Source organism: Haloterrigena salifodinae, assembly GCF_003977755.1.
In the GTDB taxonomy this organism is placed as follows: Archaea; Halobacteriota; Halobacteria; order Halobacteriales; family Natrialbaceae; genus Haloterrigena; species Haloterrigena salifodinae.
The window spans coordinates 22,285-45,622 of the sequence record NZ_RQWN01000001.1 but is presented as its reverse complement, the minus strand read 5'-3'; the positions used below and the strand labels follow the sequence as shown (position 1 = coordinate 45,622).

General features: G+C 67.4%; 26 protein-coding genes. 13 read left to right on the top strand and 13 right to left on the bottom strand.

Annotated elements, in window-relative coordinates; translation table 11 throughout:
• Positions 1-100: 100 nt before the first annotated feature.
• Both EH209_RS00235 and bioB read right to left on the bottom strand, forming a co-directional pair.
• The gene (locus EH209_RS00235; protein WP_126661009.1) at positions 101-1,162 is read right to left on the bottom strand and encodes a transcriptional regulator; all 1,062 of its coding nucleotides are present in this window, start codon (positions 1,160-1,162) and stop codon (positions 101-103) included.
• Positions 1,163-1,186: 24 nt separating this feature from the next.
• The gene (gene bioB / locus EH209_RS00230; RefSeq protein ID WP_126661008.1) at positions 1,187-2,293 is read right to left on the bottom strand and encodes a biotin synthase BioB; all 1,107 of its coding nucleotides are present in this window, start codon (positions 2,291-2,293) and stop codon (positions 1,187-1,189) included.
• Positions 2,294-2,507: 214 nt separating this feature from the next.
• On the opposite strand from bioB, the gene EH209_RS00225 reads away from it, so the two are divergent.
• Entirely contained in the window at positions 2,508-3,407 is a 900-nt protein-coding gene (locus EH209_RS00225) for a haloalkane dehalogenase (protein WP_126661007.1), read from the top strand.
• A gap of 41 nt (positions 3,408-3,448) precedes the next feature.
• On the opposite strand, the gene EH209_RS00220 is transcribed toward EH209_RS00225, so the two are convergent.
• The 9 genes from EH209_RS00220 to ligA all read right to left on the bottom strand — a co-directional run bounded on the left by EH209_RS00220 (position 3,449) and on the right by ligA (position 11,506).
• The gene (locus tag EH209_RS00220; protein WP_126661006.1) at positions 3,449-4,060 is read right to left on the bottom strand and encodes a toll/interleukin-1 receptor domain-containing protein; all 612 of its coding nucleotides are present in this window, start codon (positions 4,058-4,060) and stop codon (positions 3,449-3,451) included.
• Positions 4,061-4,104: 44 nt separating this feature from the next.
• Positions 4,105-4,530: a hypothetical protein gene (locus EH209_RS00215; RefSeq protein WP_126661005.1), complete on the bottom strand. Its 426-nt coding sequence runs from the start codon at positions 4,528-4,530 to the stop codon at positions 4,105-4,107.
• Between the two features lie 101 nt (positions 4,531-4,631).
• Complete coding sequence (gene tpiA / locus EH209_RS00210) at positions 4,632-5,276, bottom strand: triose-phosphate isomerase (protein WP_008895207.1); 645 nt, start codon at positions 5,274-5,276, stop codon at positions 4,632-4,634.
• Positions 5,277-5,357: 81 nt separating this feature from the next.
• Positions 5,358-5,906, bottom strand: coding sequence for a multiprotein bridging factor aMBF1 (locus EH209_RS00205; protein ID WP_012943078.1), 549 nt, complete (start codon positions 5,904-5,906; stop codon positions 5,358-5,360).
• Between the two features lie 189 nt (positions 5,907-6,095).
• On the bottom strand, positions 6,096-6,710 hold the full coding sequence (locus EH209_RS00200; RefSeq protein ID WP_126661004.1) for a CDP-alcohol phosphatidyltransferase family protein: 615 nt from the start codon (positions 6,708-6,710) through the stop codon (positions 6,096-6,098).
• Entirely contained in the window at positions 6,707-7,243 is a 537-nt protein-coding gene (locus tag EH209_RS00195; RefSeq protein ID WP_126661003.1) for an adenylate kinase family protein, read from the bottom strand. The genes EH209_RS00200 and EH209_RS00195 overlap by 4 nt, the downstream gene beginning before the upstream one ends.
• The gene (hisC, locus tag EH209_RS00190; protein WP_126661002.1) at positions 7,240-8,385 is read right to left on the bottom strand and encodes a histidinol-phosphate transaminase; all 1,146 of its coding nucleotides are present in this window, start codon (positions 8,383-8,385) and stop codon (positions 7,240-7,242) included. The genes EH209_RS00195 and hisC overlap by 4 nt, the downstream gene beginning before the upstream one ends.
• Positions 8,386-8,482: 97 nt before the next feature.
• Entirely contained in the window at positions 8,483-9,640 is a 1,158-nt protein-coding gene (locus EH209_RS00185; protein WP_126661001.1) for an MFS transporter, read from the bottom strand.
• Between the two features lie 99 nt (positions 9,641-9,739).
• Entirely contained in the window at positions 9,740-11,506 is a 1,767-nt protein-coding gene (gene ligA / locus EH209_RS00180; RefSeq protein ID WP_126661000.1) for an ATP-dependent DNA ligase LigA, read from the bottom strand.
• Positions 11,507-11,628: 122 nt separating this feature from the next.
• Here ligA and EH209_RS00175 point away from each other — a divergent pair, with 122 nt between their 5' ends.
• The 10 genes from EH209_RS00175 to EH209_RS00130 all read left to right on the top strand — a co-directional run bounded on the left by EH209_RS00175 (position 11,629) and on the right by EH209_RS00130 (position 20,564).
• Positions 11,629-13,182, top strand: coding sequence for a hypothetical protein (locus EH209_RS00175; RefSeq protein WP_126660999.1), 1,554 nt, complete (start codon positions 11,629-11,631; stop codon positions 13,180-13,182).
• A gap of 251 nt (positions 13,183-13,433) precedes the next feature.
• Entirely contained in the window at positions 13,434-14,048 is a 615-nt protein-coding gene (locus EH209_RS00170; protein WP_249038715.1) for a TetR/AcrR family transcriptional regulator, read from the top strand.
• Complete coding sequence (locus EH209_RS00165) at positions 14,045-15,541, top strand: MATE family efflux transporter (protein WP_126660998.1); 1,497 nt, start codon at positions 14,045-14,047, stop codon at positions 15,539-15,541. The genes EH209_RS00170 and EH209_RS00165 overlap by 4 nt, the downstream gene beginning before the upstream one ends.
• A 96-nt stretch (positions 15,542-15,637) precedes the next feature.
• Positions 15,638-16,630 (top strand): 2-phospho-L-lactate transferase, encoded by a 993-nt coding sequence (gene cofD / locus EH209_RS00160; RefSeq protein WP_126660997.1) that lies wholly within the window; start codon positions 15,638-15,640, stop codon positions 16,628-16,630.
• A 102-nt stretch (positions 16,631-16,732) separates the two neighbouring features.
• Positions 16,733-17,479 (top strand): tRNA-dihydrouridine synthase, encoded by a 747-nt coding sequence (locus EH209_RS00155; RefSeq protein ID WP_126660996.1) that lies wholly within the window; start codon positions 16,733-16,735, stop codon positions 17,477-17,479.
• Between the two features lie 66 nt (positions 17,480-17,545).
• Positions 17,546-17,917: a cupin domain-containing protein gene (locus EH209_RS00150; protein WP_126660995.1), complete on the top strand. Its 372-nt coding sequence runs from the start codon at positions 17,546-17,548 to the stop codon at positions 17,915-17,917.
• Between the two features lie 210 nt (positions 17,918-18,127).
• A complete protein-coding gene (locus tag EH209_RS00145) occupies positions 18,128-18,349 on the top strand; it encodes a hypothetical protein (RefSeq protein ID WP_126660994.1) in 222 nt (73 codons plus the stop codon).
• 395 nt (positions 18,350-18,744) lie between these two features.
• On the top strand, positions 18,745-19,596 hold the full coding sequence (locus EH209_RS00140) for a triphosphoribosyl-dephospho-CoA synthase (RefSeq protein ID WP_126660993.1): 852 nt from the start codon (positions 18,745-18,747) through the stop codon (positions 19,594-19,596).
• Positions 19,593-20,267: a DUF447 domain-containing protein gene (locus EH209_RS00135; RefSeq protein WP_126660992.1), complete on the top strand. Its 675-nt coding sequence runs from the start codon at positions 19,593-19,595 to the stop codon at positions 20,265-20,267. The genes EH209_RS00140 and EH209_RS00135 overlap by 4 nt, the downstream gene beginning before the upstream one ends.
• Positions 20,268-20,369: 102 nt before the next feature.
• Positions 20,370-20,564, top strand: a complete 195-nt coding sequence (locus EH209_RS00130; RefSeq protein WP_008895224.1) for a 30S ribosomal protein S17e — start codon at positions 20,370-20,372, stop codon at positions 20,562-20,564.
• Positions 20,565-20,706: 142 nt separating this feature from the next.
• Here EH209_RS00130 and EH209_RS00125 read toward each other — a convergent pair whose 3' ends face one another.
• Entirely contained in the window at positions 20,707-20,964 is a 258-nt protein-coding gene (locus EH209_RS00125; protein ID WP_126660991.1) for a hypothetical protein, read from the bottom strand.
• A gap of 163 nt (positions 20,965-21,127) precedes the next feature.
• Here EH209_RS00125 and asd point away from each other — a divergent pair, with 163 nt between their 5' ends.
• Together asd and EH209_RS00115 are read left to right on the top strand one after the other, a co-directional pair.
• Complete coding sequence (gene asd, locus EH209_RS00120; RefSeq protein WP_126660990.1) at positions 21,128-22,162, top strand: aspartate-semialdehyde dehydrogenase; 1,035 nt, start codon at positions 21,128-21,130, stop codon at positions 22,160-22,162.
• A gap of 110 nt (positions 22,163-22,272) precedes the next feature.
• Complete coding sequence (locus tag EH209_RS00115; RefSeq protein ID WP_126660989.1) at positions 22,273-22,737, top strand: DUF7344 domain-containing protein; 465 nt, start codon at positions 22,273-22,275, stop codon at positions 22,735-22,737.
• An 86-nt stretch (positions 22,738-22,823) separates the two neighbouring features.
• On the opposite strand, the gene EH209_RS00110 is transcribed toward EH209_RS00115, so the two are convergent.
• A complete protein-coding gene (locus EH209_RS00110; protein WP_126660988.1) occupies positions 22,824-23,267 on the bottom strand; it encodes a universal stress protein in 444 nt (147 codons plus the stop codon).
• Positions 23,268-23,338: the final 71 nt, after the last annotated feature.

Sequence of the window (23,338 nt, the reverse complement as noted above, 5' to 3'; positions counted from 1 at the left end):
GGTTCCGTTCGGAGCGGCCGTTCCCCGCGATACCATCCGGGAGGACGGCTCGGGCACTGCTGTGGCTGCGTCGGCGGAGCGGACGGGACGCCCGAGCGGTTCAGAAGCCGGGCATCAACTCGGCGGGACCAAAGACGCCGTACTCGCCCGCACGGTTTCGGCGAGCGCCGGCTTTCAGGTAGCCAAGCGCCGGTCCGTTGACGTTGGCTTCCATGCTCGTCTCGTCGCCGAGTTGGAACGTGTTCGTCGACGTCTCGCCGTCGAACGTCCGGCCCGTCACGCGGACTGTCGTGGTCGTCGGCTTCTCGTCGCTTTGCACGTCGAGGATGCCGCCCACCGTGACGTCCTCGGCGTCGCAGACCCCCGCGCGCTCGAGCAGGACGTCGTCGGCGTGTTCCATGTCTTCGAACTCGATGACGCCGTCGCGGTCGTCGATGATCGCCTCGATTTCCTCGTCGGAGAGGTTGCGCGCGGTCTCGATGTCGTAGTCGGGGAGGTGGGCGATGTCCTCGCGGACGGTGCCACGGTTGTCCTCGTAGCCCGACTTGAGTCCGACGCCCCACCAGATGTCGACGTCAGTGACCTCGACGAACGACTGGGCGGCGAGCGCCGCGGCGCCCGTCAGGAGACCGGGCGTCGCGCCGGCGCCGCAGATGAAGGTGATGCCCGCGTCCTCGAAAGCCGCGCTGCGCTCGTCCAACATGTCGATCACGCGCGAGCGTTTGAGCACGTCGATCAGCACGCCCGAGTAGCCGCCCTCGAGGAAGCGGTCGGCGACCCGCGGGATGAAGTCGTGTTCGTAGTTCGGCAGCGCGAGCAGGACGGCGTCGATCCCGTCGCCGCGATCGATGACGTCCTGAATGGGGTCCTCGCTGGGGCGAGCCTGCTCGGAGGCGATGACGCCCCTGTCCTCGCCGTGTTGTTTGACGCCGCCCTCGCTGTCGAGGGTAGTCGATCCCCCGCCGTCGGTTGCGACTTCGTTGTCGATATTCCCCTCCGTCGCCGCCAGCAGTTCGTCGACGTCCAGCCCGTCGAAGTCGATCGCGGTGCCGTGGCGGTCGCAGGCCGCGACCGGCGTCAACTCCGCTTTGTGCTGGCTCACTTCGAGCGCTCGTCGGCCGATACCTCCCGTTCCAAGTACTGCAAACGTGACTTCGTCCATGAGTGTACTCGCGTCTCTCGTTCGTCAGTCGTCGCTCGGTTCCGCGCCCGTACTCGCCGACGTCTCGGTCGACGATTCCGCAGCGTCGTCGTGGCGGGCCTTGACCGTCTCGGGGTCGTACTCGTTGACCTCCATGTTGGGCTCGAGTCCGGCCCGCTCGACGATCGCGAGGTCGTCGCCGGGCGACTGGCCCTCTGTGGTCAGGTAATCGCCCGTGAGCAGCCCGTCGGCGCCGGCCTCGAGGGGCAGGTGCTGCTCCTCAGGCGCGAGGTTCGCTTCGCGACCGCCGGTCAGGCGCACCCGCGACTCGGGGTGGAGCAGTTTGTAGACCGCGACCGTCTTCACGATCTCCTCAGTGGTGATGTCGGCACCCCGTTCGTACAGCGGCGTCCCCTCGACCGGGTTCAACACGTTCACCGGCAGCGAGGAGATGCCGATGTCCTGGAGGGCGATCGCGGCCTCGACGCGGTCGGCCGGCGTCTCGCCCATTCCGAGGATGACGCCGGCACAGAGGTCCATCCCCGCCTCCTTCGCCACCTCGAGAGTCTCGACGCGATCCTCGAAGCTGTGGGTGTCGACGATCTCAGGGAAGTACCGCGGCGAGGTCTCGATGTTGTGATTGTAGTGGTTGATCCCCTCGTCGGCGAGGATTGCGGCCTCCTCCTCGGTCAGAATACCCAGCGAGGCGTCGACCTCGAGATCGCACTCGTCGCGGACGAGCCGGATCGACTCGAGAACTTCCGCCCACTCCTCGGGACGGCGTTCCTTCGAGACGCCCTTCTCGGCGACGACGATGCCGAAGCGCTGGGCGCCGTCGGCCTCCGCGCGCTTGGCCGCCTCGAGAATCTTCTCGGGACCGAGGAAGCCGTAGGTGTCGATGCCGGTGTCGAAGTGGACCGACTGGGCGCAGAAGCCGCAGTCCTCGGCACAGTTGCCGGCCTTCGCGTTGACGATCGAACAGGCGTCGACCGTGCCGTCGCCGAAATGGTCTCGCACGACGGCGCCGGCCTCCGCGAGCGGTTCGACGGGCTGGGCTAGTAACGCGAGCCCGTCGGTCCGATCCAGTCGCTCGCCGGCCAGCACCCGCTCGAGCGCGTCGTCGACCGTCCGGTTGTTCGTCTCGTAAACCACGTTTCTAGAGGAGGTTAACGAAAATATAACGTTTTTGGATGTTCGCTTCGAGAGAAAACGGACGGAGCGAGCGTCTAAAGGCGCCGGTTGCGTCCCATAGAGCGCCGTACGAACGCGCTCCGTTTCGAGACTTGGGGGGTCGAGCGCTGACAACGCGCGGCCCGTTTACGTCGGTTCCCCAACTATTTAATATTGGTGTGTGGTCACACGGTTCATGGTAGTACGCATCTCGGAGGAACGGTTCGCCGATGTGCCCAATTTCGACTACGAACCGAAGTACGTCGACGTCGGCGAGTTGCGAATGGCGTACGTCGAAACCGGCGGGAGCGGGGACGACGGCGGAGATGAGGAGACGTTCCTCTGTCTCCACGGCGAACCGACGTGGTCGTTTCTCTACCGGAAGATGATGCCGATCCTGGCCGAGCGCGGTCGTGTCGTCGTCCCCGATCTGATCGGCTGCGGGCGCTCCGACAGGTACGAGGACCGCGACGCCTACTCCGTCGAGATGCACTACGACGCGCTCGAGACGTTCGTCGAGGAACTCGATCTGACGAACGTCACGCTCGTCTGCCAAGACTGGGGTGGCGTCCTCGGACTCCCGCTCGCGGTCCACCGGCCCGAGCGGTTCGCGCGTCTCGTCCCGATGAACACCGGCGTCCCGGACGGAACTCAGGAGATGAGCGACCGGTGGCACGAGTTCGCCGAGATGGTGGCGACCGCCGACGATCTCGACATCGGTAGACTCGTCCGGAACGGCTGTTACCGGGACCTCTCTGAGGAGGTTGTCGACGCCTATCGCGCGCCATTCCCTGACGAGCGATACATGGCTGCCGCGCGAACGTTTCCGGGCCTCGTTCCGACATCACCCGACGATCCCGGCGCGGACCTGATGGCGGAAACGCAAGAGCGCCTCGGCGAGTGGGAGAAACCGGCGTTCGTGCTGTTCGGAAGAGAGGATCCGATCACGTCTCACGACCGCGATCCGCTCCGACACCACATCCCGACCGCGACCGAGCAGCCCGACGTCTGGATCGACGAGGCGGCACACTTCCTACAGGAGGACGCCGGCGAGGAGATCGCCGAACGCATCGTCGAGTTCGTCGATCGGACCTGACTCGAGCCGGGCAAGGTGAGCTCCGGGCAACCCAACGACCGCTATCCGGGCTGCTCCTCCCGGCGAACGAAGCCGATCGTCGCCGGATCGAAGTAGTACGTCGAGCGACAGTCCGCACACGAGGCCGTCAACAGCTTCCCGTGTTTGTACTGTTTCCACAGCTTCGTCTGGTCCCGTTCGATATCCAGCGTGACCGGGTGGCCGCAGTCGGGAATCGTACAGGGAAACCGGATGTACCAGTTGGGCACCGAGAGCGCCCCGAGGGGCGCGAGTTCGCTCCGGAGGCGACTGAGCAGATTGAAGATCGTAAACGACGGGTTCTCCCGATCAATCGCCACACCGTCGACGTCGCTTACGTACCCGTCCCGCTGGCGTTCGTCCTCGTGGAGCGGGAGCACCGGAATTCCCTTGGCCCGCGCGTAGCCGATCTCCTGGTTGATCCACCGATCGGTCGCCGCGTCGTCGGTTATCACCGCGACGACGACGTCGCTGTTCGCGAGTCGTCCCTCGAGTCGCTTCCGCGGGCGGCCGGATTCGACCTCCTCGAGGGCGATGTGGACGCCGAAGGGGAAGTTCTTGACCGTCGAGAACAGTTCCTGGACGAGATCGAGGTCGCCGGGGGCGTGCGAGACGTAGATCTGTTCTCCGGTCATCTGCGAATCTACAACGACTGGTTTGTGAGACATCATTAATCTATCTACTCGGTACCAGTCACCGGCCGCCGCGTCTCGAGCACGCGCTGGGAGAACTCGAGGTCGTCCAACTCGATGCCGAGCCCGTCGAACCACTCCCGTTCGACGTGCCAGCGGCCGCGGACGTCCTCGTCTGTCGTCAGCGACGTCGCCTCGAGGCGACCCGGCGACCACTCGCGCTCGGCGGCGACGTCGAGCAGCGTCCGGACGACGACGCCGACCTCACCGCTCTCTATCCCTGCCGTTTCGGAGACGGTCTCGTACTCGAGGGTGAGTCCGGTGCCGTCCGGTGGCGTGGCTCCCTCGTCGAACGAATCGCTACCATCGGTCACCTCGCTATCGGGCGGACGATACTCGCAGTCCGTCACGTAGATTCCCTGGCCCATCAAACGGTTCTCGAGAGCGACGTCGAGGGGACGCTCGTCGGTCATGCGGTACGCTACCGCAACCAGGGGGAAAAGTCGTCGGTTGAGATTCGGTTCTGCCGGCGGTCGGGCTCGGGTTACGTCGCCGTTGAATCGCTCGACGCCGCTCAGAGCGGCTCGACGAGGTCCTCCAGGGCCGCCTGCGGGTCGTCGGCCTTCGCGACGCCGCTGGCCAGCAGGACGCCCTCGGCGCCGAGGTCGCCGGCCGCGACGACGTCGTCGCCGGTGCTGATGCCGGCACCGCAGAGGACCGACACCTCGCTATCGACGTTGTCAGCCGCCTCGACGGCGTCCTCGACGATATCGGGATCGGCCTGGCTGACCGGCGTCCCGGTGCCGATCAGTTCCGGCGGCTCGACGGCGACCGCGTCCGGACCCAGCGCCGCCGCCGCGCCGATCTGTTCGGGGTTGTTCGCGCAGACGACCGTCTCGAGGCCCGCGCGCTCGGCGGCTTGGACGGAGCCGTCGATATCGGCCAGTTTCAGCCGCTTCTCGGAGTGGTTGATCAGCGTCCCGACCGCGCCCGCGTCAGCGACCGATTCGGCGAGCGTGTGGCCGGTGTTGCTCCCGTGTTCGATCGGGTCGACGTGCTGGGCCCACGTCTCGACGCCCGTCTCGGCGACACGGGCGAGGTCGGCCGCCTGCGGCGCGACCGCGAGGCGCGCGTCGGTCGATTCGTCGACGTCGCGGACGGCTTCGGCGACTGCGACGGGGTCACAGGGATACGTCTTCAGGTTAACGAGAACGAACATACGAGCACAGCCATCCGCACGGAAGAAATAGCTTGCGAGTCGCCGGCGCGAATTGGCGTCGGTACCCGGATCGGTCGCCCGTCAGTCCTTTCGCTTGACGACGTCGCCGAGCGTGTAACTGCCCGAGGCCGACCCGCCCGACCACTCCGAATCGTCGCCGGAGCTCCCCTCGGCGCTCAGGTCGATCTCGAGGAAGCTCTCGAGTTCCGACTGAACGCGGTCGCTGGGGAGCGTGTCCCCACGTTCGATCTTACGGATCAGGCTCGCCTTCTCGTTGAGTTCATTGGCCAGGTCCGACTGGCTGAGCCCCTTCTGCTCGCGGGCGTTGCGGACGCGGTCGTCGTAGTCGGTCGCGAGTTCGTCCATGTCGTCGAACATGTCCGACCGACGCTGGGAACTCGAGCCGCCCGAACGGGACGACGAACTCGATGCAGAGCCACCCGAACTACCCCCGGAGCTGGACGACGAACTCGATCCGGTCGAGTACTTCGTCGAGGAGCTCGAGCTGGAGGTCTGCTTGACCTCAGTACCGAAATCGGTACAGTCTGAACACACGTCGAGCTTCGCGCCCTCGACCTTGATTGTCTTCGGAGACGACGTCTCGGCGCCACACATCTCGCACTGGACCATAGGGGTACGTATATTCCGGCGAGCCATAAACCATGCGGCGCGGTCTCGATGGGTTGGAGTTGGCACTGGTGACTCAGTAGTCGGTGACGCGTCGGTCGCTGCTCGAAGCCCAGGGACGACTGCAAACTCGAGCGAGATGGCACGAAAACGAGAACGGGAAAGCGAAACGCGACTCCGAGAGCGCGAAAATCAGTCCAGCGCCGCCCAGGAGTAGGCGAACCGCTGGAGCGCGGTCAGGTGGCCGACGACCGCGAGGAAGATGAGCAGCCAGCCGATCACCGTGACTCCGCCCGGCTCGAGGTCGGCCAGCGGGTAAGCGACGAAGCCGACGATCCCGATGATCGCCAGCCGGTCCGCGCGGCCGACGAGGCCACCGTAGACGCGGTCGAGGCCGACGGCCTGGGCCTGCGTGCCGAGGTAGGAGGTCATCACGACGCCCGTCACGGCCAGGAAGCCCAGCAGGTAGTCGTCGACGCCCGCGGCGAGGCCGGCGATGACGACGATGTCGGCGTAGCGGTCGAGGACGTGATCGAGGAGGTCGCCGCCCGCGGAGGCGACCTGTTGTTCGCGTGCGAGCGCGCCGTCGATGATGTCCAGCCAGCCGTTGAGGAAGACTAGCGTCGCGGCCGCGACGTACCAGATCGGATCGGCGCGACCGCCCAGCGCGAACGCGGCCGCCGCGAGGACGGCCATGCCAAAGGCCAGCACGCTCACGCCGTCGGGAGTCAGCCCGACGCGGTCGAAGCCTCTGACGAACGGATCCAAGAATCGGGAGACGTACGGTCTGAGTTTATCCAGCGTCATGCCAGGTACCCCACGTAGTCGACCTCGCCGGCGCTCGGCTCTCGTTCGCCCGTCGCGACCGCCTCGAGGGCGTCCGCGACGGCCTCGGGGTCACGGTCGGTCGTATCGATTTCGTAGACCGACTCGAGGCCGTATTCGTCGACCGCTTCCGAGAGGATGACGTCCAGCGCCTCGCTTTCGGCGTTTTCCGTCGCCTTCGCCTCGGTCTCGCCGCGCTCGCGGAGTCGCGCCTCGAGTTGCTCCGGCGCACACCGCAGGACGGCGACCCGGTCGGCCGCGAAGTGGTGGGCGAGATGGGACTCGATCACGACGTCGTCCCGGCCCTCGAGCCAGGCCGCGAGTGCGTCGAGGTCCGCGATCTTGCTCTCGCGGTCGGCGTCGACCTCGGTGTAGAGGCCCTCGTCCTCGAGGACGCGGTTGAGGTGGACGACGTCGAAGTCGGGCGCCGCGTCGTCGTCCGTGAACCGCGACTCGAGGAGTTCGGTCGCGGTGGTCTTCCCGGTGCCCGGGGTCCCGGTGACGGCGATCCTCACGTGTCGGACACCTCTGCTTCCGAGTCCATCGCGGGTTCACCGTCGGCATCGAGGTCCGCGAGCACGTCGTTTACTGTCTCGACCGCGCGCTCGGTCTCCTCGTCGGTGCCGCAGGTGATGCGGATACAGGCCGGGAGGCCGAAACTCGAGCAGTCGCGGACGATGACGCCGCGCCGTTGCATCTCCTCGGCGACAGCCGAGGCGTCGCCGACGTCGACGAGCACGAAGTTGCCCTCGCTCTCCCAGACGTGTGCGTCGATCGCGTCGCGCATGTGTTTGCGCGATTCACGAGCCGTCTCGACGGTTCGCTCGACGTGTTCCTCGTCGTCCATCGCGGCGAGCCCGGCCCGGCAGGCAAGTTCGCTGGCCGCGAAGGGAGTGTTCACGCGGGCGTAGGCCTCGCTCCACTCACCGGGGACGACGGCGTAGCCGAGGCGGACGCCGGCCAGCCCGTAGGCCTTGGAGAACGTCCGCAGGACGGCGATGTCGTCGCGAGCGTCGTACCCCTCGCGGCCCTCGATCAGGGCGACGGCGCTGTCGCGGTCGGCGAACTCGCCGTAGGCCTCGTCGACGACGAGCAGCGTCTCGTCGTCGGTCTCGTCGGCGAGTCGCTCGATCTCGGACAGCGGCATCGTCGATCCCGTCGGGTTATGGGGACTGGTGACCCAGACGACGCGGTCGCCGTCGTACGAGTCGAGGACGCCCTCAGCGGTCTGTGCGAAGTCGTCCTCGCGCTCGATGGCGTACTCCCGGACCTCGCCGTGGTGGTAGCGGGCGCTCATCCCGTAGTAGGCGAAACCCGGCGTCGGGACGCAGACGGTGTCGCTGGGATCGAGGGTCGCCCGGTGGAGGTAGTCGATCGCCCCGTCGCCGCCGTTGGCCAGCCAGACCTGCTGGTCGTCGACGTTCCAGCGGTCGGCGACGGCGGCGGTCAGGTCGGCGTGGGCGGCTTTCGGGTAGGAACTGACGCTCGAGGCGGCGTCGCGAAGCGCCACGGCGGCCGCGGGGGAGGGGCCGTGCGGGTTCTCGTTGGAGGCGAGTTTGACGAATTCCGAGGGGTCGCGCCCGAGTTCGCGGGCGACTTCCTCGATGCCTCGACCCGCCTCGTAGGCGACGTGGTCGGACAGGTCGCGCGGTTGCATACGAGCATCCTGTCGGGCGTGGGTCTTAAGGGTGCTTACCTGTCTTCGACGCGGGGAGTTTTCCCGTCACAACAGCCGACCCCCGAACGGTGCCGATTCAGTTCGGGAGCCGCCCGATTCGCTCGAGTCCCAGGAGGACGACGGCCGAGGCTCCGAGGAGGAGCGCGGCGCCGGCGAACACGCCGTCATAGGTGTAGCCGCGCTCGAGGATCCATCCCAGGGCGGACGAGCCCAGCGCCTGCGCGAGCATCCAGGCGGAGCTGAACACGGCGTAGGCGCTGCTCCGCGTCGAGTCCGGGAGCGTATCGAGGAGATACGCGTCGGTGGCCGGGAACAGCGCGTGGATGACGAGTCCGACAACCGCGCTGAGAACGGCCAACGCGAGGAAGCCCTCGACGGCCGTCAACAGGAGTAGCGTCGCGGCGAACGTTCCGACGACGCCGAGCAGGTACGGAACGTAGGGGAACCGATCGGCTAGATTCCCGCTGAAAAAGAACGCGGGGACGCCGGCCGCGAAGACGATCGTGAGCAGCGTGCCCGCCGCGCCGTCCGAGAGGCCCTTCGACTGCATGTACAGTTCGTAGAAGTTGAACAGCCCCTGCCAGACGAACGAGGTCGCGCCGACGATCGCCAGCGCCGTCACGATGAGCTTCCACTCCGAGAGCGCGCCGGCGACGAAGTCGCGGTCGGCCTCGCCCGCCGCCGGCATCTCGGTCCGTCGCGCGGTGGCCCACGTGACGGCCGTCAACAGCGCCGCGCTGGCGGCGATCGTCCACAGCGAGAGCCGCCAGTCGACGAGCAGCGTGAGCGCGACGAACGGGGCAGCGGCCACCGCGCCGATCTGGGCGGCGGCGCCGTGGATCCCCATCGCGCGGCCGACCCGCGACGGGAAGAGTTCGCTCAGCAGCGGGTTCGCCGCGACGAAGTAGACGCCGGAGGCGATGCCCATGAGGAAGGCGCCGATCAGCAGGTGTCGAACGGTCGTCGCGTTCGCGGCGAGCGCCGCGGAGATCGCGAGAATCGTCCCGGAGCCGATCGCGACGTGGTGTCTCGGAACTCTCGTGAGCAGCCACCCCGTCGGCAGCCGCGGGGAGGCGCTCCCGACCCACACGAGGGTCACGATGAGCCCCGCCGTCGCCTCGCCGATCCCGAACTCGGCGATGAAGACGTCCAGCAGCGGCGCGAAGATGATTCTGGCGAGGTTGAGAAGAAAGACGAGACCGCAGAGAGACGCGAAGAGTCGGGTGCGGGACACGGTCACGCTTTCCGATAGTCGCTCTCAAGCGTTCCGAAAGCGGAACTATCAGTACACTATTCGCTGAGTCGTCCTCGACGATACCTCCCTCGTCGATCGCTACGCTCGCAGCCGTTCGACGCGCTCGAGCGTGTCCGCGTCCTCGGGGTTCTTGTCGGAGCGAACGCTGAGGAACCGCGGGAAGCGAAGCGCGTAGCCCGACGAGTAGGTCGGCGAGCTCTGGATCTCCTCGTAGCCGACCTCGAAGACGATCGCGGGCTCTATGTCCACCGCCTGGCCCTCCTCGGCGGCGATGTGGGGCTCGAGGAGTTCCGTGAGTTCCTCGAGTTTCTCGTCGGTGATACCCGTCGCGACCTTGCCGACGGTCTCCAAGTCGTCGCCCGCGCGCACGGAGAGCTCGAAGGTGCCCAAAAACGTCGCGCGCCGACCCTCGCCCCACTCCGCGCCGGTCACCACGCAGTCCAGCGTCTCCACGTCGGGTTTGCGCTTGCGCCAGTGTTTGCCCCGCCGGCCCGGCGAGTACGCCGAGTCGGGGTCCTTGAGCATGATCCCCTCGTGGCCCGCCTCGAGGGCGTCGGCGTCGATTACCTCGATCTCGTCGGGGTCGTCGGTCGTCCAGAGCAGCGAGAGTCCCTCAATCTCGTCCTCGTCCTGCTCCAGCGACTCGCCGTCCGCCAGCACCGTCCGCAGCCGCTCGTGGCGCGTCGTCAGCGACTCCGCAAGCAGGTCCTCGCCGCCGGCGTGCAGGCAGTCGAAGAAGACCGGTCGCACCGTCACGTCCTCGCGGGCCTTCGCGACGTCGTGTTTCCGGCGGAAGCGCTTGAGCACCTCCTGGAACGGGAGCGGATCGTCGTTCTCGTCGATTGCGACGACCTCGCCGTCCAGAATCGCGGGTTCCTCGATGGTCGCCTCGGCGAACTCGGCGACTTCGGGGAGGGCGTCGGTGACTTCCTCCATGTTTCTCGAGAAGACGCGGGTCTCGGCGTCCGCCTTGGCGGCCTCGGGATCGTAGTGCAACTGGATTCTAGCCCCGTCGTACTTCCATTCCACGACGGCCTCGTCCCACTCCTCGAGCGCGTCGGTCACTGTCCCCGCCTGGGCGAGCATCGCCTGGACGGGTCGGCCGACCTCGAGGTCCAGTTCGTCGAGTCCCTCGCGGCCCTCGTCGCGGGCGACGCGGGCGACCTGCCCGTAGTCGTTCGAGACCTGCAGGGCGCGCTCGACGCGCTCGACGGGGACGTCGAAGGCCTCGGCGATCGCGTCCCGGACGGTGCCCTCGCCGACGCCGATGCGCATCTCCGAGAGGACGAGCCGCGCGAGGTAGCGGGCCTCCTTGCTCGAGCAGCGGTTGAAGAGGCCGAACAGCAGGTCGACCCTGCGGTCCTGACTGCCCGACCCCTCCGCGGCGGCGAGGTCGGCGAGCGTCTCGTAGACCTCGCGAACGGTGAGATCGTTCTCGTCGGCACCGCCGCCACCGTTTCCGCCCCCGCCGGTGAACGCGCCCAGACCCTGCTGGCCGCCAAAGTCGTAGCCGGCGGCCACCTCGCCGATCTCGCCGACCTCGGCCAGTCGCTCCTCGACGTCGTCGCCGCTCACGTTCGTCCCCGCCGCGCGGGCGATCGCCTCGTAGCACGTCGCCGGGCCGATGTCGAGTTTCGTCGAGTCCCAGGCCGGGAAGACGCGTCCCTGGACGAACCGGGCGACGATCTCGACGGTCTGCGGATCCACCGCAGAGCCAGCGGAACGTCGGTCCTCGCTGTCGTCGCCCGCGTCCGCGAGCAACTCGCTGGTTCGAGCGACGATCTCGAGATCGGCCGGCTCGGCTTCGATCGCGGCGGCGCGGTCGGCGAACGTGGCGAACTCCATCGGCGGGGTGTACCGGTGGCGGGAGTAAAACGGTTCTGAGACCGCTCGAGTGTCGGGTCCCGAGCGCCTCGCCGCGGGCACGAGGCTGTGCTTTAAAGGCGATCGCGCTCGCACTCGGAGGTATGCCAGAGGAGGAACTCGCCGAGCGAGTCGCCGACGTGCTGGCCGTCGACGCCGCGGGGTTTCGCGAACAGGCGCAGGTGGACGCCGAGGTGATCAAAGACGCCGTCGACGAGGGCGTCTTCGATAACCCGCAGGCGATCGTCGGCCTCGAGTACGAGTTCTACGCGGTCAAGAACGACGACTGCGCGCTGCGGCGGGTTCCCCGCCGGTTGCTCGAACTGATCGGGTTCGAGAAGGAACTCGGGCTGCACAACGCGGAGATGACGACTAGTCCGCAGCCGATGAACGCCCACGGGCTGGCGGCCCAGGAGTCGGAAGTGAAGGCGCGACTGCAGACGGCGCTGAACGTCACCCAGTCCGAGCGGATGCGGCTGGTTAGCGACGCGCTCTGGACGCTGCCGCCGGAGGGTGAGGACGCGACGACGTACCTCACCGACAGCGTCGAGCGGACGACGACCGACGACGACGGCACCGAGCGCTCGTTTCGCATCGCGACGAACATGAGCGACTCGGCGCGCTACCACGCGATGGCCAACACGGACCAGGCCGAGTCCGCCGGCATGTGTATCCAGGCCCCCAATGTATCGCTCCAGGCGGACACCGTCATGCCCGAGAGCCTCATCACCTCGATCCAACCCCACTATCAGGTGCCCCACGCGCCGGATCTCCCGGACTACTTCAACTACGCACTGCGCATCGCGGGGCCGCTGCTCGCACTCGGCGTCAACTCGCCGTTCTTCCCGGCCGACCTCTACGACGACGAGGCGACCCCCGAGGAGATCCTCCGGGACGGCTGGATGGAGCACCGCATCAGCGTCTTCGAGACCGTGCTCAACGATCCGACGACCGGCGAAGGGAAGGTCCGCTTTCCCCGCGATCTAGGGACCGTCGAGGACGCGATCGACCGTGTCGCCGACGACGACACTATCGTCCCGATGCCCGTCGACTCCGGCGAGCGCTTCGACGACCGGTTTCCCCACTTCAGCCGCAAACACGGCACCTACTGGCGGTGGATCCGCCCGGTGTTCGGCGGACCGACGCGCTCGGCCGCCAACGCCCGCATTGAGTTCCGCCCTATCCCCGCCCAGCCGACCGTCCGCGACTCCACGGCCTTCCTCGCCGCCTTCGCCGGCCTGATGGAGAGCCTGACCCGCCTCGAGCACCCCGTCCTCGAGCTCGACTGGCAGCTCGCCCGGGAGAACTTCTACGCGGCGATGGTCGACGGCCTCGAGGCCGAGTTGAACTGGATCACCAACGATGGCAAGGAGACCGCCGACAAGCTCGCGCTCTACGAGGACCTGCTGGCCCACGCCGAGGACGGGCTGACGAACCGCGGACTGAGCGAGGAAGAGGCCGCGAAGTACCTTTATCCGCTCCGGCGACGGGTCCGCCAGGAGGTGACGCCCGCCAGCTGGAAACGCGAGCAGGTCCGGTCGGCGCTCGCTGACGGCGCCGACCTCGACGCGGCGATCGAGGCGATGCAGCAGGCGTACATTCACCGACAGTCGGAGACGCTCCTCGACGGAAGTTTCGCCGACTGGATCGGCGACTAGTCGGTCTCGGAACCATCTCGCGTCTGGTAGTTCTTCGACCCGTCTCGCGGCGGGCGATTCGGTGATTTGATCGCGTGACTCGGCTCGAGCGATCCGGCGACGACGAACGCTTACTGGCCCGCCCCCGGGTCGGCGAATCAGCCGTGTGAAGGGCTCGCAGCCCGCTCGGTGGGCGAATTCGAATCCCAAGATACTTCCCTAACTGGCCGGTCAGTTACGACGAGAACGACCCCTTCGGATCCAGGACCCTAATGACTGAGACGACAGCAACTACCGACGAACTCATGGAGGCGACCTACGCCGCGCTCTGCAAGCACGGCTACGCGTCGCTCCGAATGCGAGACATCGCCGCCGAATCGTCCAAGAGCAAGGCCACGCTCCACTATCACTACGAGAGCAAGCAGAACCTCCTCTACGCGCTGCTGGACTATCTTACCGACTCCTTCGCGGAGCGAGTCGAGACCCTCGAGGGCGAGACGCCGGCCGAACGGATTCTGGCGCTCGTCGATATCTACCTCGAGCCCGCCGCGGACGATTCGCTGCCCGAATTTCGGACCGCGCTGCTCGAGATCAAAGCCCAGGGGCCGTACGACGACCGGTTCCGTGCCGAACTCGCTGAGTTCGACCGGATGCTTCGCGGACGGATCCGATCGCTGATCGAGGACGGACAGGACGAGGGCGTCTTCCGGCCGGACGTCGACCCCGACGAAACCGCCGAGTTCATCGTCACCGCGCTCAACGGCGCCCAGACGCGCCACGTGGCCGTCGATCACCCGATCGAGCGGACCCGGCGCGCGCTCGAGACCTACGTCCGCCGCGAACTGCTCGCAGCCGACGCCGACGAGACGGAGGAGCGATTCGAGTGACGGTGCGCGATCACCTCGAGGCGATCTTCAAATCGGCCGACGAGCTCGACCTAACCGAGGGCGGGATCGCGCGGCCGCTGATTTACCTCTCGATTCCGCTGATCATCACGAACGTGTTGCAGGTCACCTACAACCTCGCGGACACGTTCTGGCTCGGCCAGTACAGCACGACGTCGCTGGCGGCGATCAGCTTCGCGTTCCCGATGGTCTTTTTCCTCATCGCGCTGGCGCTCGGCGTCTCCGTCGCCGGGAGCGTCCTCGTCGCCCAGCACACCGGCGCGGATAACCCCGAGCGAGCGGAGTACGCCGCCTCGCAGACGGTCATGTACGCGATCCTCGCGTCGCTCGTGCTCGGCGCCGTCGGCTACCGCTTCGCCGGCGATATCCTCGCGTTGTTCGGCGCCGAGGCCGACATCGAGCCGCTGGTCACCGCCTACATGGAGGTTTTCTCCGTGGGGCTGGTGGCCGTCTTCGGCTTCCTCGTCTTCCTCGCGCTCATGCGGGGGTACGGCGACACCGTCACGCCGATGCTCGTCATGTTCGGCTCGGTCGTGCTCAACATCGTCCTCGACCCGTTCCTCATCTTCGGGTTCGAGGGGAACCCGCTGTTCGGCTACCTCGGTCTTCGCGGCCTCGAGGCCGAGTTGTTCGCCGCCACCGGCTACGCCGGGTCGGGGATCGAGGGCGCCGCGATCGCGACCGTCTTCTCGCGGGCGTTGGCGTTCGCCGTCGGCCTCGCGATCATGTTCCGTGGCACGCACGGCGTCCGGATCCGCCTCTCGCAGATGAAACCCGACCTCGAGTACGCGCGGAAACTCGTCGAGATCGGGACGCCGGCGTCGATCGAGGGGACCGCGCGGGCCCTCTCGATCAACCTGCTGTTGGTCATCATCGCGATGTTCCCCGAGACGGTCGTCGCCGCATTCGGGATCGGGACCCGCGTGTTCTCGGTGATCTTCCTCCCCGCGATCGCCTTCTCCCAGGGGATCGAAACGATGACCGGCCAGAACATCGGCGCCGGGAAGCGCGGGCGCGCCGAGCGGACGAACCACTTCGGCGCGAAGGTCATGCTGATCACGCTCACCGGCCTCGGCGTGGTGGTCTTCCTGGCCGCCGCGCCGATCGTCTCGGTGTTCACGACCGACGCCGCGGTCGTCGCCGAAGGCGCGACCTTCCTCCGGTATACGTCTCTGACGTTCGGGTTCATGGGCGTGATGAGAGCCTACAGCGGCGGGTTCCGTGGGGCCGGCAAGACGCTGATCGCCGCGGCGATCTCCGTGCTCACCCTCGGTGTGATCCGCTTCCCGCTCGCGTGGATCGGCGCCCAAAGGGTCGGCTCGAACGGCGTCTGGGCCGCCTTCGCCGTTTCGACCGTCATCGGCGGCGGGATCGCCTACGCCTGGTTCAACTGGGGCGACTGGCTCGATTCGGCGTCGGTCGAAACCGGCGCCGCGGTCGGCGCCGAGAGCAGCGGAAGCGTCGGCGACGACTGACGCGATTTCGGCGGAACCACCCCAGCCTGACGCCGGATCTCCTCGCCCCGGAACCAGCCACAAGTGATTAAGTATTCACGCTCGAGAGTGTTGCGTATGGTAACTTTCCTCTCCGGAGGCACCGGAACGCCGAAGCTGTTGGACGGTGCCGCCGCCGCGTTCTCGCCGGAGGAGACCACCGTCGTCGCCAACACGGGCGACGACATCGAAATCGGTGGGCTGTTCGTCTCGCCGGACGTCGATACGCTGCTGTTCCAGGGCGGCGGCGTGCTCGACCGCGAGATGTGGTGGGGAATCGACGGGGACACGCACCGGACCAACGCTGCGCTGTCGGATATCGCGTCGGCCGCGGGACTGCCCGACGGCCCGCAGTTCCTCTCGGAGGAGCGACAGACCGAGGGGCGCGACCTCGCGGACTGGCGACGCTTCTCGGGGGTCGCCGAGTTCATGACGATCGGCGACCGCGACCGGGCCGTCCACATCACGCGGACGAGCCTCCTCGACCAGGGACTGTCGTTGAGCGAGGCGACCCAGCGACTCGCGGACGCCTTCGGGCTGACGATCGATCTCCTGCCGATGAGCGACGATCCCGTCGCAAGCCTCGTCCACACCGAACAGGGAATGATGCACTTCCAGGAGTACTGGGTGGCCCACCGCGGCGAACCGACCGTCGAGACCGTCGAGTTCCGCGGGTCCTCGAACGCCGAGCCGGCGCCGGGCGTCATCGACGCGCTCGAGGACACCGTCGTCATCGGCCCGTCGAACCCCGTCACGAGTATCGGGCCGATGCTGACGCTGCCGGGCGTGGCCGACACGCTCAGCCAGTCGACGGTCATCGCGGTCTCGCCGTTCCTCGGCGACGACGCCTTCTCAGGGCCGGCGGGCGATCTCATGTCGGCGGTCAACGCCGACCCCAGCACCGAAGGGCTCGCGACGGCCTATCCGTTCGCCGACGCCTTCGTCATCGACGAGGGCGACGACGCCGAGTTCGACCGGCCGACGATCCGGACCGACATCGAGATCGACTCCTCCGACGACGCCGCGCGCGTCGCCCGAACGGTCAAGGAAGCGATCGATATCGTGGACTGAGCGTCAGGCTCCGTCTCGTCGTCGTCCGATTCTCGACCGAGCGCAGTCGACCGTCAGCCGCGAACGACTACGTTCAAGGCCCCCCGGCGCCGACACTCGAGTATGTTCACGCCGCCGCTCGCCCTGGCCAGCCTCAGCGGGGAAGCCGACGCCGAGTGGGCTCGAGCGGGCGCCGACTACGCGGGCGCCGCCATTCTCGGCGGCATCGCCATCGACGCGGGGTCCCGCGCAGCGGCTCGGGAACTCGTCGAGCGCGACCGAACCGAGTTCCTCCCCGACGATCCCATCGCCTTCATCGACCGGCAACTCGCCGCCCTCGAGGACGCGCCGATCCAGCCGGCGTTCAACGTCCGGAGCACGACGCCCGATCCGATCCCCGACGCCGCCCGCGTCTGCCGGGACCGGGACGCGTTCCTCGAGATCAACGCCCACTGCCGACAGGACGAACTCTGCGCGGTCGGCTGCGGCGAGACGCTTCTGCGGGACCGCGAGCGCCTCTGCGACTACGTCCGGCGGGCCGCCGACACCGGCGCCACCGTCGGCGTGAAGGTCCGCGCCGAGATCTCCGCCGTCGACCTCCCCGCGCTCGCGGCCGCGCTCGAGACTGCAGGCGCCGACTACGTCCACGTCGACGCGATGGACACCGAGTCGGTCGTCCGCGATATCGCCGACGCCACCGACCTGTTCATTATCGCCAACAACGGCGTCCGCGACGACGCGACCGTCCGCGAGTACGTCGAGTACGGCGCCGACGCGGTCAGCGTCGGTCGCCCCAGTGACAACCCGGTCGTTCTCGAGCGCGTCCGCGAGGCAGTAGAGCGGCGACTCGGCGCGGAAGCGTGCCCGTAACTCCGATCACTCGTTCGCTCTCCGGTCGGCCGAACAGTTATTTTCGTCGCACCAGTCCGTGATCCCATGGGCTACCACGTGATCGATCCGAACAACCTCGAACCGGAACCGAACCGCCCGTCGGAGATGCGTTACGTCAGCGAGGCGGCGGCGATGGACCGGATGGGACTGCGCGTCTACCGCGTCGAACCCGGCGAAGAGATTCCGCTCTCGGGGCTACACTACCACGACGAACAGGAGGAGGCATTCTACGTCCTCGAGGGCGCGCTCAGCGTCGAGACGCCCGATCGAACGTACCGGGTCGAAGCGGGTCAGTTCTTCATCGCCGAACCGGAGAGTCCACACCGCGCACATAACGCGGCCGACGCCGCCGGCGACGTGCGGGTGATCGGAGTAGGCGCCCCGCCGCTCAGTGACGGCCACAGCTACGAGCGGTGACGCGTCTCGGCTCGCGACCCCTTCATGATCGCCACGCCGCCGACGGCGTCCGCGAGGCCGTCGATCGACGCCTCGCTTTCGAGGAACCCCGTCGCGATAGCGCGACCGCGACGCCTCGGCGTCGCCTCGAGCCCTGCCGACGTAATAAAGCGTCACTATGTTCGGACGGAGACTTTTCAGTGCGACGTACAACTCCGACGTAGAACCAGCATGGGCCGTCCCAACGAGTATGCCGGCGATATGCGCTGGGGATGGGAGTGTCCCCGCTGCGACGTGGACGTATCGGTCGCCAGAGACCCCGGGTCGGAGACGTTTCACTGGGTGTGCCCCACCGAGGACTGCCCGTCGGTCGGGTTCGGGTTCACCTCCCGGCGTCGGGCGCGCCTCGCCCTTCGCGAGTACCGCGAGGCCTACCAGAACATCTACCGCTGAACGCAGTTTCTCCGGGCGTCCGTCTTCGGTCGCGTTCTTCCGCTTTGCCTTCCCGAAAATAATCGAAACCAAAGAGTTCACTCCGAATGCGTCTTCCAGTGGACGAGCGAGCGACTCCGGGGAGCGAGTTGGTCGGAGAGAGCGTGGCAACCCATAGCCGCCAGGTGAGCGGAGCGCTTCGGGTTAGACTCCTCTTTGTGGTCGGTTCCAGTTCCGTTCATAGAGAGGTAACCGAACCGGTCATCTGACAGGTCGCGGACGACGACGGCCGATAGCGACACCGCGAACCGAGAGAGCGAGAGAGACGGCCGTACGGACTCTCGAGGGGAGCAGTCGCGGGACGCCCCCGTCCGAAGACGTACATCCATAAACCCTCCCCGTGCGTATCGAGACGCATGCGAACGCCAGCCGCAAACGCACAACTGGCTCTCCTCCTCGAGGTCGCGGGCACGCCTAAACCGGGCAACGTCGACCGGTGCCGCGACCTCGATGACCTGCGATTCGAACACTTCCTCGCGGGGGCCGTCGGCGCCCGCGACGGCCTCGAGATGGCGGCGAACGGCGGTGCGGTCGGCGCTGCCTTCGAACGCGCCGTGGCGGGGATGGCCGGCCAGCGCGGTGGCAACACCCAGTTCGGCTCGCTGCTATTGCTCGTGCCGCTCGTCCGCGCGGCCCGCGAGGAACTCTCCGCGCCCGTCGTCGAGGCCGTCTGCGAGGACACCACCGTCGCCGACGCAGCGAACTTTTATCGGGCGTTCGACCACGTCGACGTCTTCGTCGACGATCCGCCCGCGGATATGGAGCCCCTGGACGTCCGCCGCGGGAGCGACGCCGTCCCGGCCGTCGAGGACCGAGGGCTGACGCTGCTGGATATCATGAGTCGGAGCGTCCCGGGCGACGACGTCGCGCGCGAGTGGGTCGACGGCTTCGAGCGCTCCTTTCGGGCCGCCGAACGCCTCGCCGCGGCCGACGGCCCGCTGGGTGACCGCACCGCGGCCGTCTTCCTCGCCGAACTCGCCGAGCGGCCGGACACGCTCGTCGCGAACCGCAGCGGCGAGGCCGTCGCGCGGGAGGTCACCGACCGCGCGGCCGAGTTGGTCGAGCGCGACGCGCTCGAGACCGACCCCGAGGCAGTCGAAGCCTTCGCCGAGGACCTCGTCGTCCGCGGCGTCAACCCGGGGACGACCGCTGACATCACGGCCGCAGGGCTGTTCGTCGCCCTCGAGCACGAGGCGATCGACGTATGACCGGCGACGAGTCGGGATCCGACGCCCTCGAAACGAGCGGCGAGGACGGCGACTCCGTCGCGTGGCCCGTCTCGCTGTCGGGAGTCACCGAGACCGTCGTCGCCACGCGCGGGCCGAACGGGCTGTGGAACCTCGCCGCGCTCGGCCTGTTCGCGCCGGAGTGGAGCGACGTCGCGAACGAGGGTCCCGAGGGCGACTCGAGCGAAACCCCTGATCCCGTTACCGCGCGCACGTGGGGGTCCACCCGCACCCGCGGGAACTTCCGCCGGCAGGGGGAAGGGTACGTGCTGTTCGTCGACGATCCCGTCCGCTTCGCCGACGCCGCGCTCTCGATCGTGGAGCGCGAAACGCCGGTTCCTGACGCCGCGAACGCGTGGGCCCGCATCGCCGTCGAGTCGCTCGAGACGGGCGTCGACGAGGGAACCGAGTGGGAACGGTGGGCCCTCCGGCCCGTCGAGGCCGCCGTCGAATCGACGGCGGTACCGACGATCGACCGCGGGTTCGGCGCCGTCGTCGAGGCCACCGTCGCCGCCTCGCGGCTGGGCGTCGCCGGCTACGACGACGAGGACCTCCGAGAGCGCCTCGAGTACTACGCTTCGGTCGTCGACCGCGCGGGCGGTCCGCGCGAGCGTGAGGCGCTCGAGCGCGTGCGCGAGCACTCTTCGTGGTGATACCGGACGCGCGACGACGCCGTCGGAGCCGACCCGCGACTTCGTCCGCGACCGACAACGAAAGAGAAAGGCATTAAGAGCCTCTGGACGGAACCTCCCTACATGGCAATCAAACCGGCCTACGTCAAGAAGACGGGGACCATCCTCCTGGAGCGGTACCCGGACGCGTTCACGACCGACTTCGAGCAGAACAAGGAAAGCGTCGAAAAGCTCACGAACGTCGAATCCAAGGGCGTTCGCAACCGCATCGCGGGCTACGTCACCCGCAAGAAGAGTTCGCAGGCAGCCGCAGCGTAATCGGAGCGTTTTCTCTCGAGTTCCGCGGCCGCGAGCCGCCTGTATTGCGACGATCCGGTAGTACTGGGTAACGTTAGAGGTGAGCGGGAGAGCCGTCGACGAACGGACGGCGCGTCGAGTCGAGTTCGAGTCGGCAGAACGGTCAGTGGTCGAAGCCGGAGTCCATGAACAGGGCGACGATGAGCGCGCCGATGGCGAAGAACATGGTCAGCATAAAGCCGACCGCGCCGGTGACGATGTTCATCTCCGTGCCGACGACGAACAGTGTCATCCTCTGAAATCCCGTCCAGGCGAAGACGACGGCGACGAGAAACAGGAGTACCGAGACGATCGCGGCCCCGGTCTGGAACAGGCCGTCGAACGGGCCGATGCCGCTCGAGTTCGCGGTCGAACTCGTCATCGGGACCACCCCGCGTCCGAGTCGAATCGAACGTATTGCGTGTGCATCGGTAAATCAATTTCACTCCGTTTTCTTAACGTCTTCTATGCGCCGCGTCGAGCGGGCGCCGCTCGTGCGACGAAAACCCAAACGGTTTTGCGGATACGCCACCGAGTGCGGGAAAATGGCAGTACGAGCAGGCGTCCTCGGCGCGACCGGTGCCGTTGGACAGCGACTAATCCAGCTTCTCGACCCTCACCCGGAGTTCGAGATCGCAGCACTGACCGCCAGCGACTCCAGCGCCGGCAAGAGCTACCGACAGGCCGCGAAGTGGCGCGTTAACAGCCCCATCCCCGACGACGTCGCCGACATGACCGTCACGGCGACCGACCCCGACGAGGTCCCCGACGACGTCGACCTGATCTTCTCGTCGCTCCCCTCGAGCGTCGGCGCGGAAGTCGAACCCGGCTTCTGTGAAGCGGGCTACGTCGTCTCGTCGAACTCCTCGAACGGCCGGATGGACGACGACATCCCGCTCGTGATCCCGGAGGTCAACCCCGGACACATCGACCTGCTCGAGGTCCAGCGCGACGAGCGCGGCTGGGACGGCGCGATGGTCAAGAACCCCAACTGCTCGACGATCACCTTCGTCCCCACGCTGGCCGCCCTCGCGGAGTTCGGCCTCGAGAAGGTCCACGTCTCGACGCTGCAGGCCGTCTCCGGCGCGGGCTACGACGGCGTCAGTTCGATGGAGATCATCGACAACGCCATCCCCTACATCGGCAGCGAGGAGGACAAACTCGAGACCGAGTCCCGCAAGCTCCTCGGCGAGTTCGACGGTGCCGAACTGAGTCACAACAGCATGGCGGTCTCGGCCTCCTGTAACCGCATCCCAACGATCGACGGCCACCTCGAAAACGTCTGGGTCGAGACCGAAGAGGAACTGACCGTCGACGCGGCCGCAAAGGCCATGCGCGAGTACCCCTCGCTCGACCTACGCTCCTCGCCCGACCCGCTCATCCACGTCTTCGAGGAACCCGACCGGCCCCAGCCCCGGATGGACCGCACGCTCGGCGACGGGATGGCCATCGCCGCGGGCGGCCTCCAGGAGACGCCCTTCGGGCTCCAGTACAACTGCCTCGCGCACAACACCATCCGCGGCGCCGCGGGCGCCAGCGTCCTGAACGGCGAACTCCTGCTCGAGCAGGGCTATATCTAACTGCTGAGGGCGCTCGCCGACGTCGGCCGCCCATTTTCGATCAGTCCGTTCGCGAGAATACCTGACTGATTTGGCGGGGGGCACAAGTAGGGACGACCCCTACGACAGGTATGCTCCCAGTCATCTCCGATCCCGAGTCGCTGACCCCCGTTACCGGCGAGACCCCCGGGGACGGCTCACAGTTCGACGCGCTCGCGGATCGGCGTCGCCGGGCCGTTCTCCGATATCTGGACGCCCGCGACGAGGAGTCCGTCTCGCTGTCCGACCTTGCGGATCACCTCGTGCTCGAGGACGACGCGGACGACGGCGGCGCGCTGGCCAGTTGCGGCGACGCCCTGTTCGGGACGCGGCGACGCGTCGCGATCACGCTCCGACACAGCCACGTGCCGAAGCTGGCGGACGTCGGGGCCGTCGCGTTCGATATCGATTCGAACACCGTCGCGCTGACCGAGCGCGGCGAACAGTTGCTCGCTCGAGCGGACGATATCGACGCGGAGCCGGACGCCGAAAGCGAGGCTGATCGGAATGCGACCGGCACAGCCCGTGGTCGTGCCGCCGGAACGTCGACGTCGTAATCGCAGAAGAGTCGCAAAAACGCGAGACGTATCCTCGAACCGCTGAGTACTGCAAGCTCGGGACGCGAACGGTCGGCACCGCGCACTCACGACTCCTGCGGGGCCGACTCGAGCGGTAGCGCGACCACCGGAACTGACGCCTCCTTGACCAGCCGTCGCGCCACGTCGCCGGTCAGCAGTTCCGCCAGCCGGTTCCCCTTTCGAGCCGCGAAGACGACGGCGTCGACCTCGCGGTCCTCCGCTTCGGCGAAGATCCGCTCGACGATATCGGTGCCGTAGAGGACTGCCGTCTCGACGGTCGCGTCGGTCGCCTCGAGCGGCCCGCGCGCACGATCGAAGATCTCCTCGGCGTACTCCTTTCGCTGTTCCACGCCGGCCTTGTCGGGCGCGCCGCCGGCCTTCTCGATCACGTTGACGACGATCGTCCGACTCGAGTCGGCGAGATACGGGGCGAGCGCCGCGGCTGTTCGCTCGCCGTCTTCGGGGGTCGCGACGGGGACGAGGATCGGTCCGTCGAACGAGAGCGTCATTGGTCCTTCGCTCGAGCCCGGTTCGTTCGGTTTCGGTCCGCTCTAGACAACGGTTTCGTTCGATCGCGAGC

What these genes read in the sequence shown, in the direction of transcription:
- EH209_RS00175 (WP_126660999.1), top strand. Translation starts at nt 11,629, where the DNA reads ATGCCAGAGGAGGAACTCGCCGAGCGAGTCGCCGACGTGCTGGCCGTC.
- asd (WP_126660990.1), top strand. Translation starts at nt 21,128, where the DNA reads ATGGCAGTACGAGCAGGCGTCCTCGGCGCGACCGGTGCCGTTGGACAG.
- EH209_RS00145 (WP_126660994.1), top strand. Translation starts at nt 18,128, where the DNA reads ATGGGCCGTCCCAACGAGTATGCCGGCGATATGCGCTGGGGATGGGAG.
- EH209_RS00155 (WP_126660996.1), top strand. Translation starts at nt 16,733, where the DNA reads ATGTTCACGCCGCCGCTCGCCCTGGCCAGCCTCAGCGGGGAAGCCGAC.
- EH209_RS00205 (WP_012943078.1), bottom strand. Translation starts at nt 5,906, where the DNA reads ATGGTCCAGTGCGAGATGTGTGGCGCCGAGACGTCGTCTCCGAAGACA.
- EH209_RS00225 (WP_126661007.1), top strand. Translation starts at nt 2,508, where the DNA reads ATGGTAGTACGCATCTCGGAGGAACGGTTCGCCGATGTGCCCAATTTC.
- tpiA (WP_008895207.1), bottom strand. Translation starts at nt 5,276, where the DNA reads ATGTTCGTTCTCGTTAACCTGAAGACGTATCCCTGTGACCCCGTCGCA.
- EH209_RS00215 (WP_126661005.1), bottom strand. Translation starts at nt 4,530, where the DNA reads ATGACCGACGAGCGTCCCCTCGACGTCGCTCTCGAGAACCGTTTGATG.
- EH209_RS00110 (WP_126660988.1), bottom strand. Translation starts at nt 23,267, where the DNA reads ATGACGCTCTCGTTCGACGGACCGATCCTCGTCCCCGTCGCGACCCCC.
- EH209_RS00125 (WP_126660991.1), bottom strand. Translation starts at nt 20,964, where the DNA reads ATGACGAGTTCGACCGCGAACTCGAGCGGCATCGGCCCGTTCGACGGC.
- EH209_RS00150 (WP_126660995.1), top strand. Translation starts at nt 17,546, where the DNA reads ATGGGCTACCACGTGATCGATCCGAACAACCTCGAACCGGAACCGAAC.
- EH209_RS00130 (WP_008895224.1), top strand. Translation starts at nt 20,370, where the DNA reads ATGGCAATCAAACCGGCCTACGTCAAGAAGACGGGGACCATCCTCCTG.
- cofD (WP_126660997.1), top strand. Translation starts at nt 15,638, where the DNA reads ATGGTAACTTTCCTCTCCGGAGGCACCGGAACGCCGAAGCTGTTGGAC.
- EH209_RS00170 (WP_249038715.1), top strand. Translation starts at nt 13,434, where the DNA reads ATGACTGAGACGACAGCAACTACCGACGAACTCATGGAGGCGACCTAC.
- ligA (WP_126661000.1), bottom strand. Translation starts at nt 11,506, where the DNA reads ATGGAGTTCGCCACGTTCGCCGACCGCGCCGCCGCGATCGAAGCCGAG.
- EH209_RS00140 (WP_126660993.1), top strand. Translation starts at nt 18,745, where the DNA reads ATGCGAACGCCAGCCGCAAACGCACAACTGGCTCTCCTCCTCGAGGTC.
- EH209_RS00235 (WP_126661009.1), bottom strand. Translation starts at nt 1,162, where the DNA reads ATGGACGAAGTCACGTTTGCAGTACTTGGAACGGGAGGTATCGGCCGA.
- EH209_RS00135 (WP_126660992.1), top strand. Translation starts at nt 19,593, where the DNA reads ATGACCGGCGACGAGTCGGGATCCGACGCCCTCGAAACGAGCGGCGAG.
- EH209_RS00115 (WP_126660989.1), top strand. Translation starts at nt 22,273, where the DNA reads ATGCTCCCAGTCATCTCCGATCCCGAGTCGCTGACCCCCGTTACCGGC.
- hisC (WP_126661002.1), bottom strand. Translation starts at nt 8,385, where the DNA reads ATGCAACCGCGCGACCTGTCCGACCACGTCGCCTACGAGGCGGGTCGA.
- EH209_RS00200 (WP_126661004.1), bottom strand. Translation starts at nt 6,710, where the DNA reads ATGACGCTGGATAAACTCAGACCGTACGTCTCCCGATTCTTGGATCCG.
- EH209_RS00220 (WP_126661006.1), bottom strand. Translation starts at nt 4,060, where the DNA reads ATGACCGGAGAACAGATCTACGTCTCGCACGCCCCCGGCGACCTCGAT.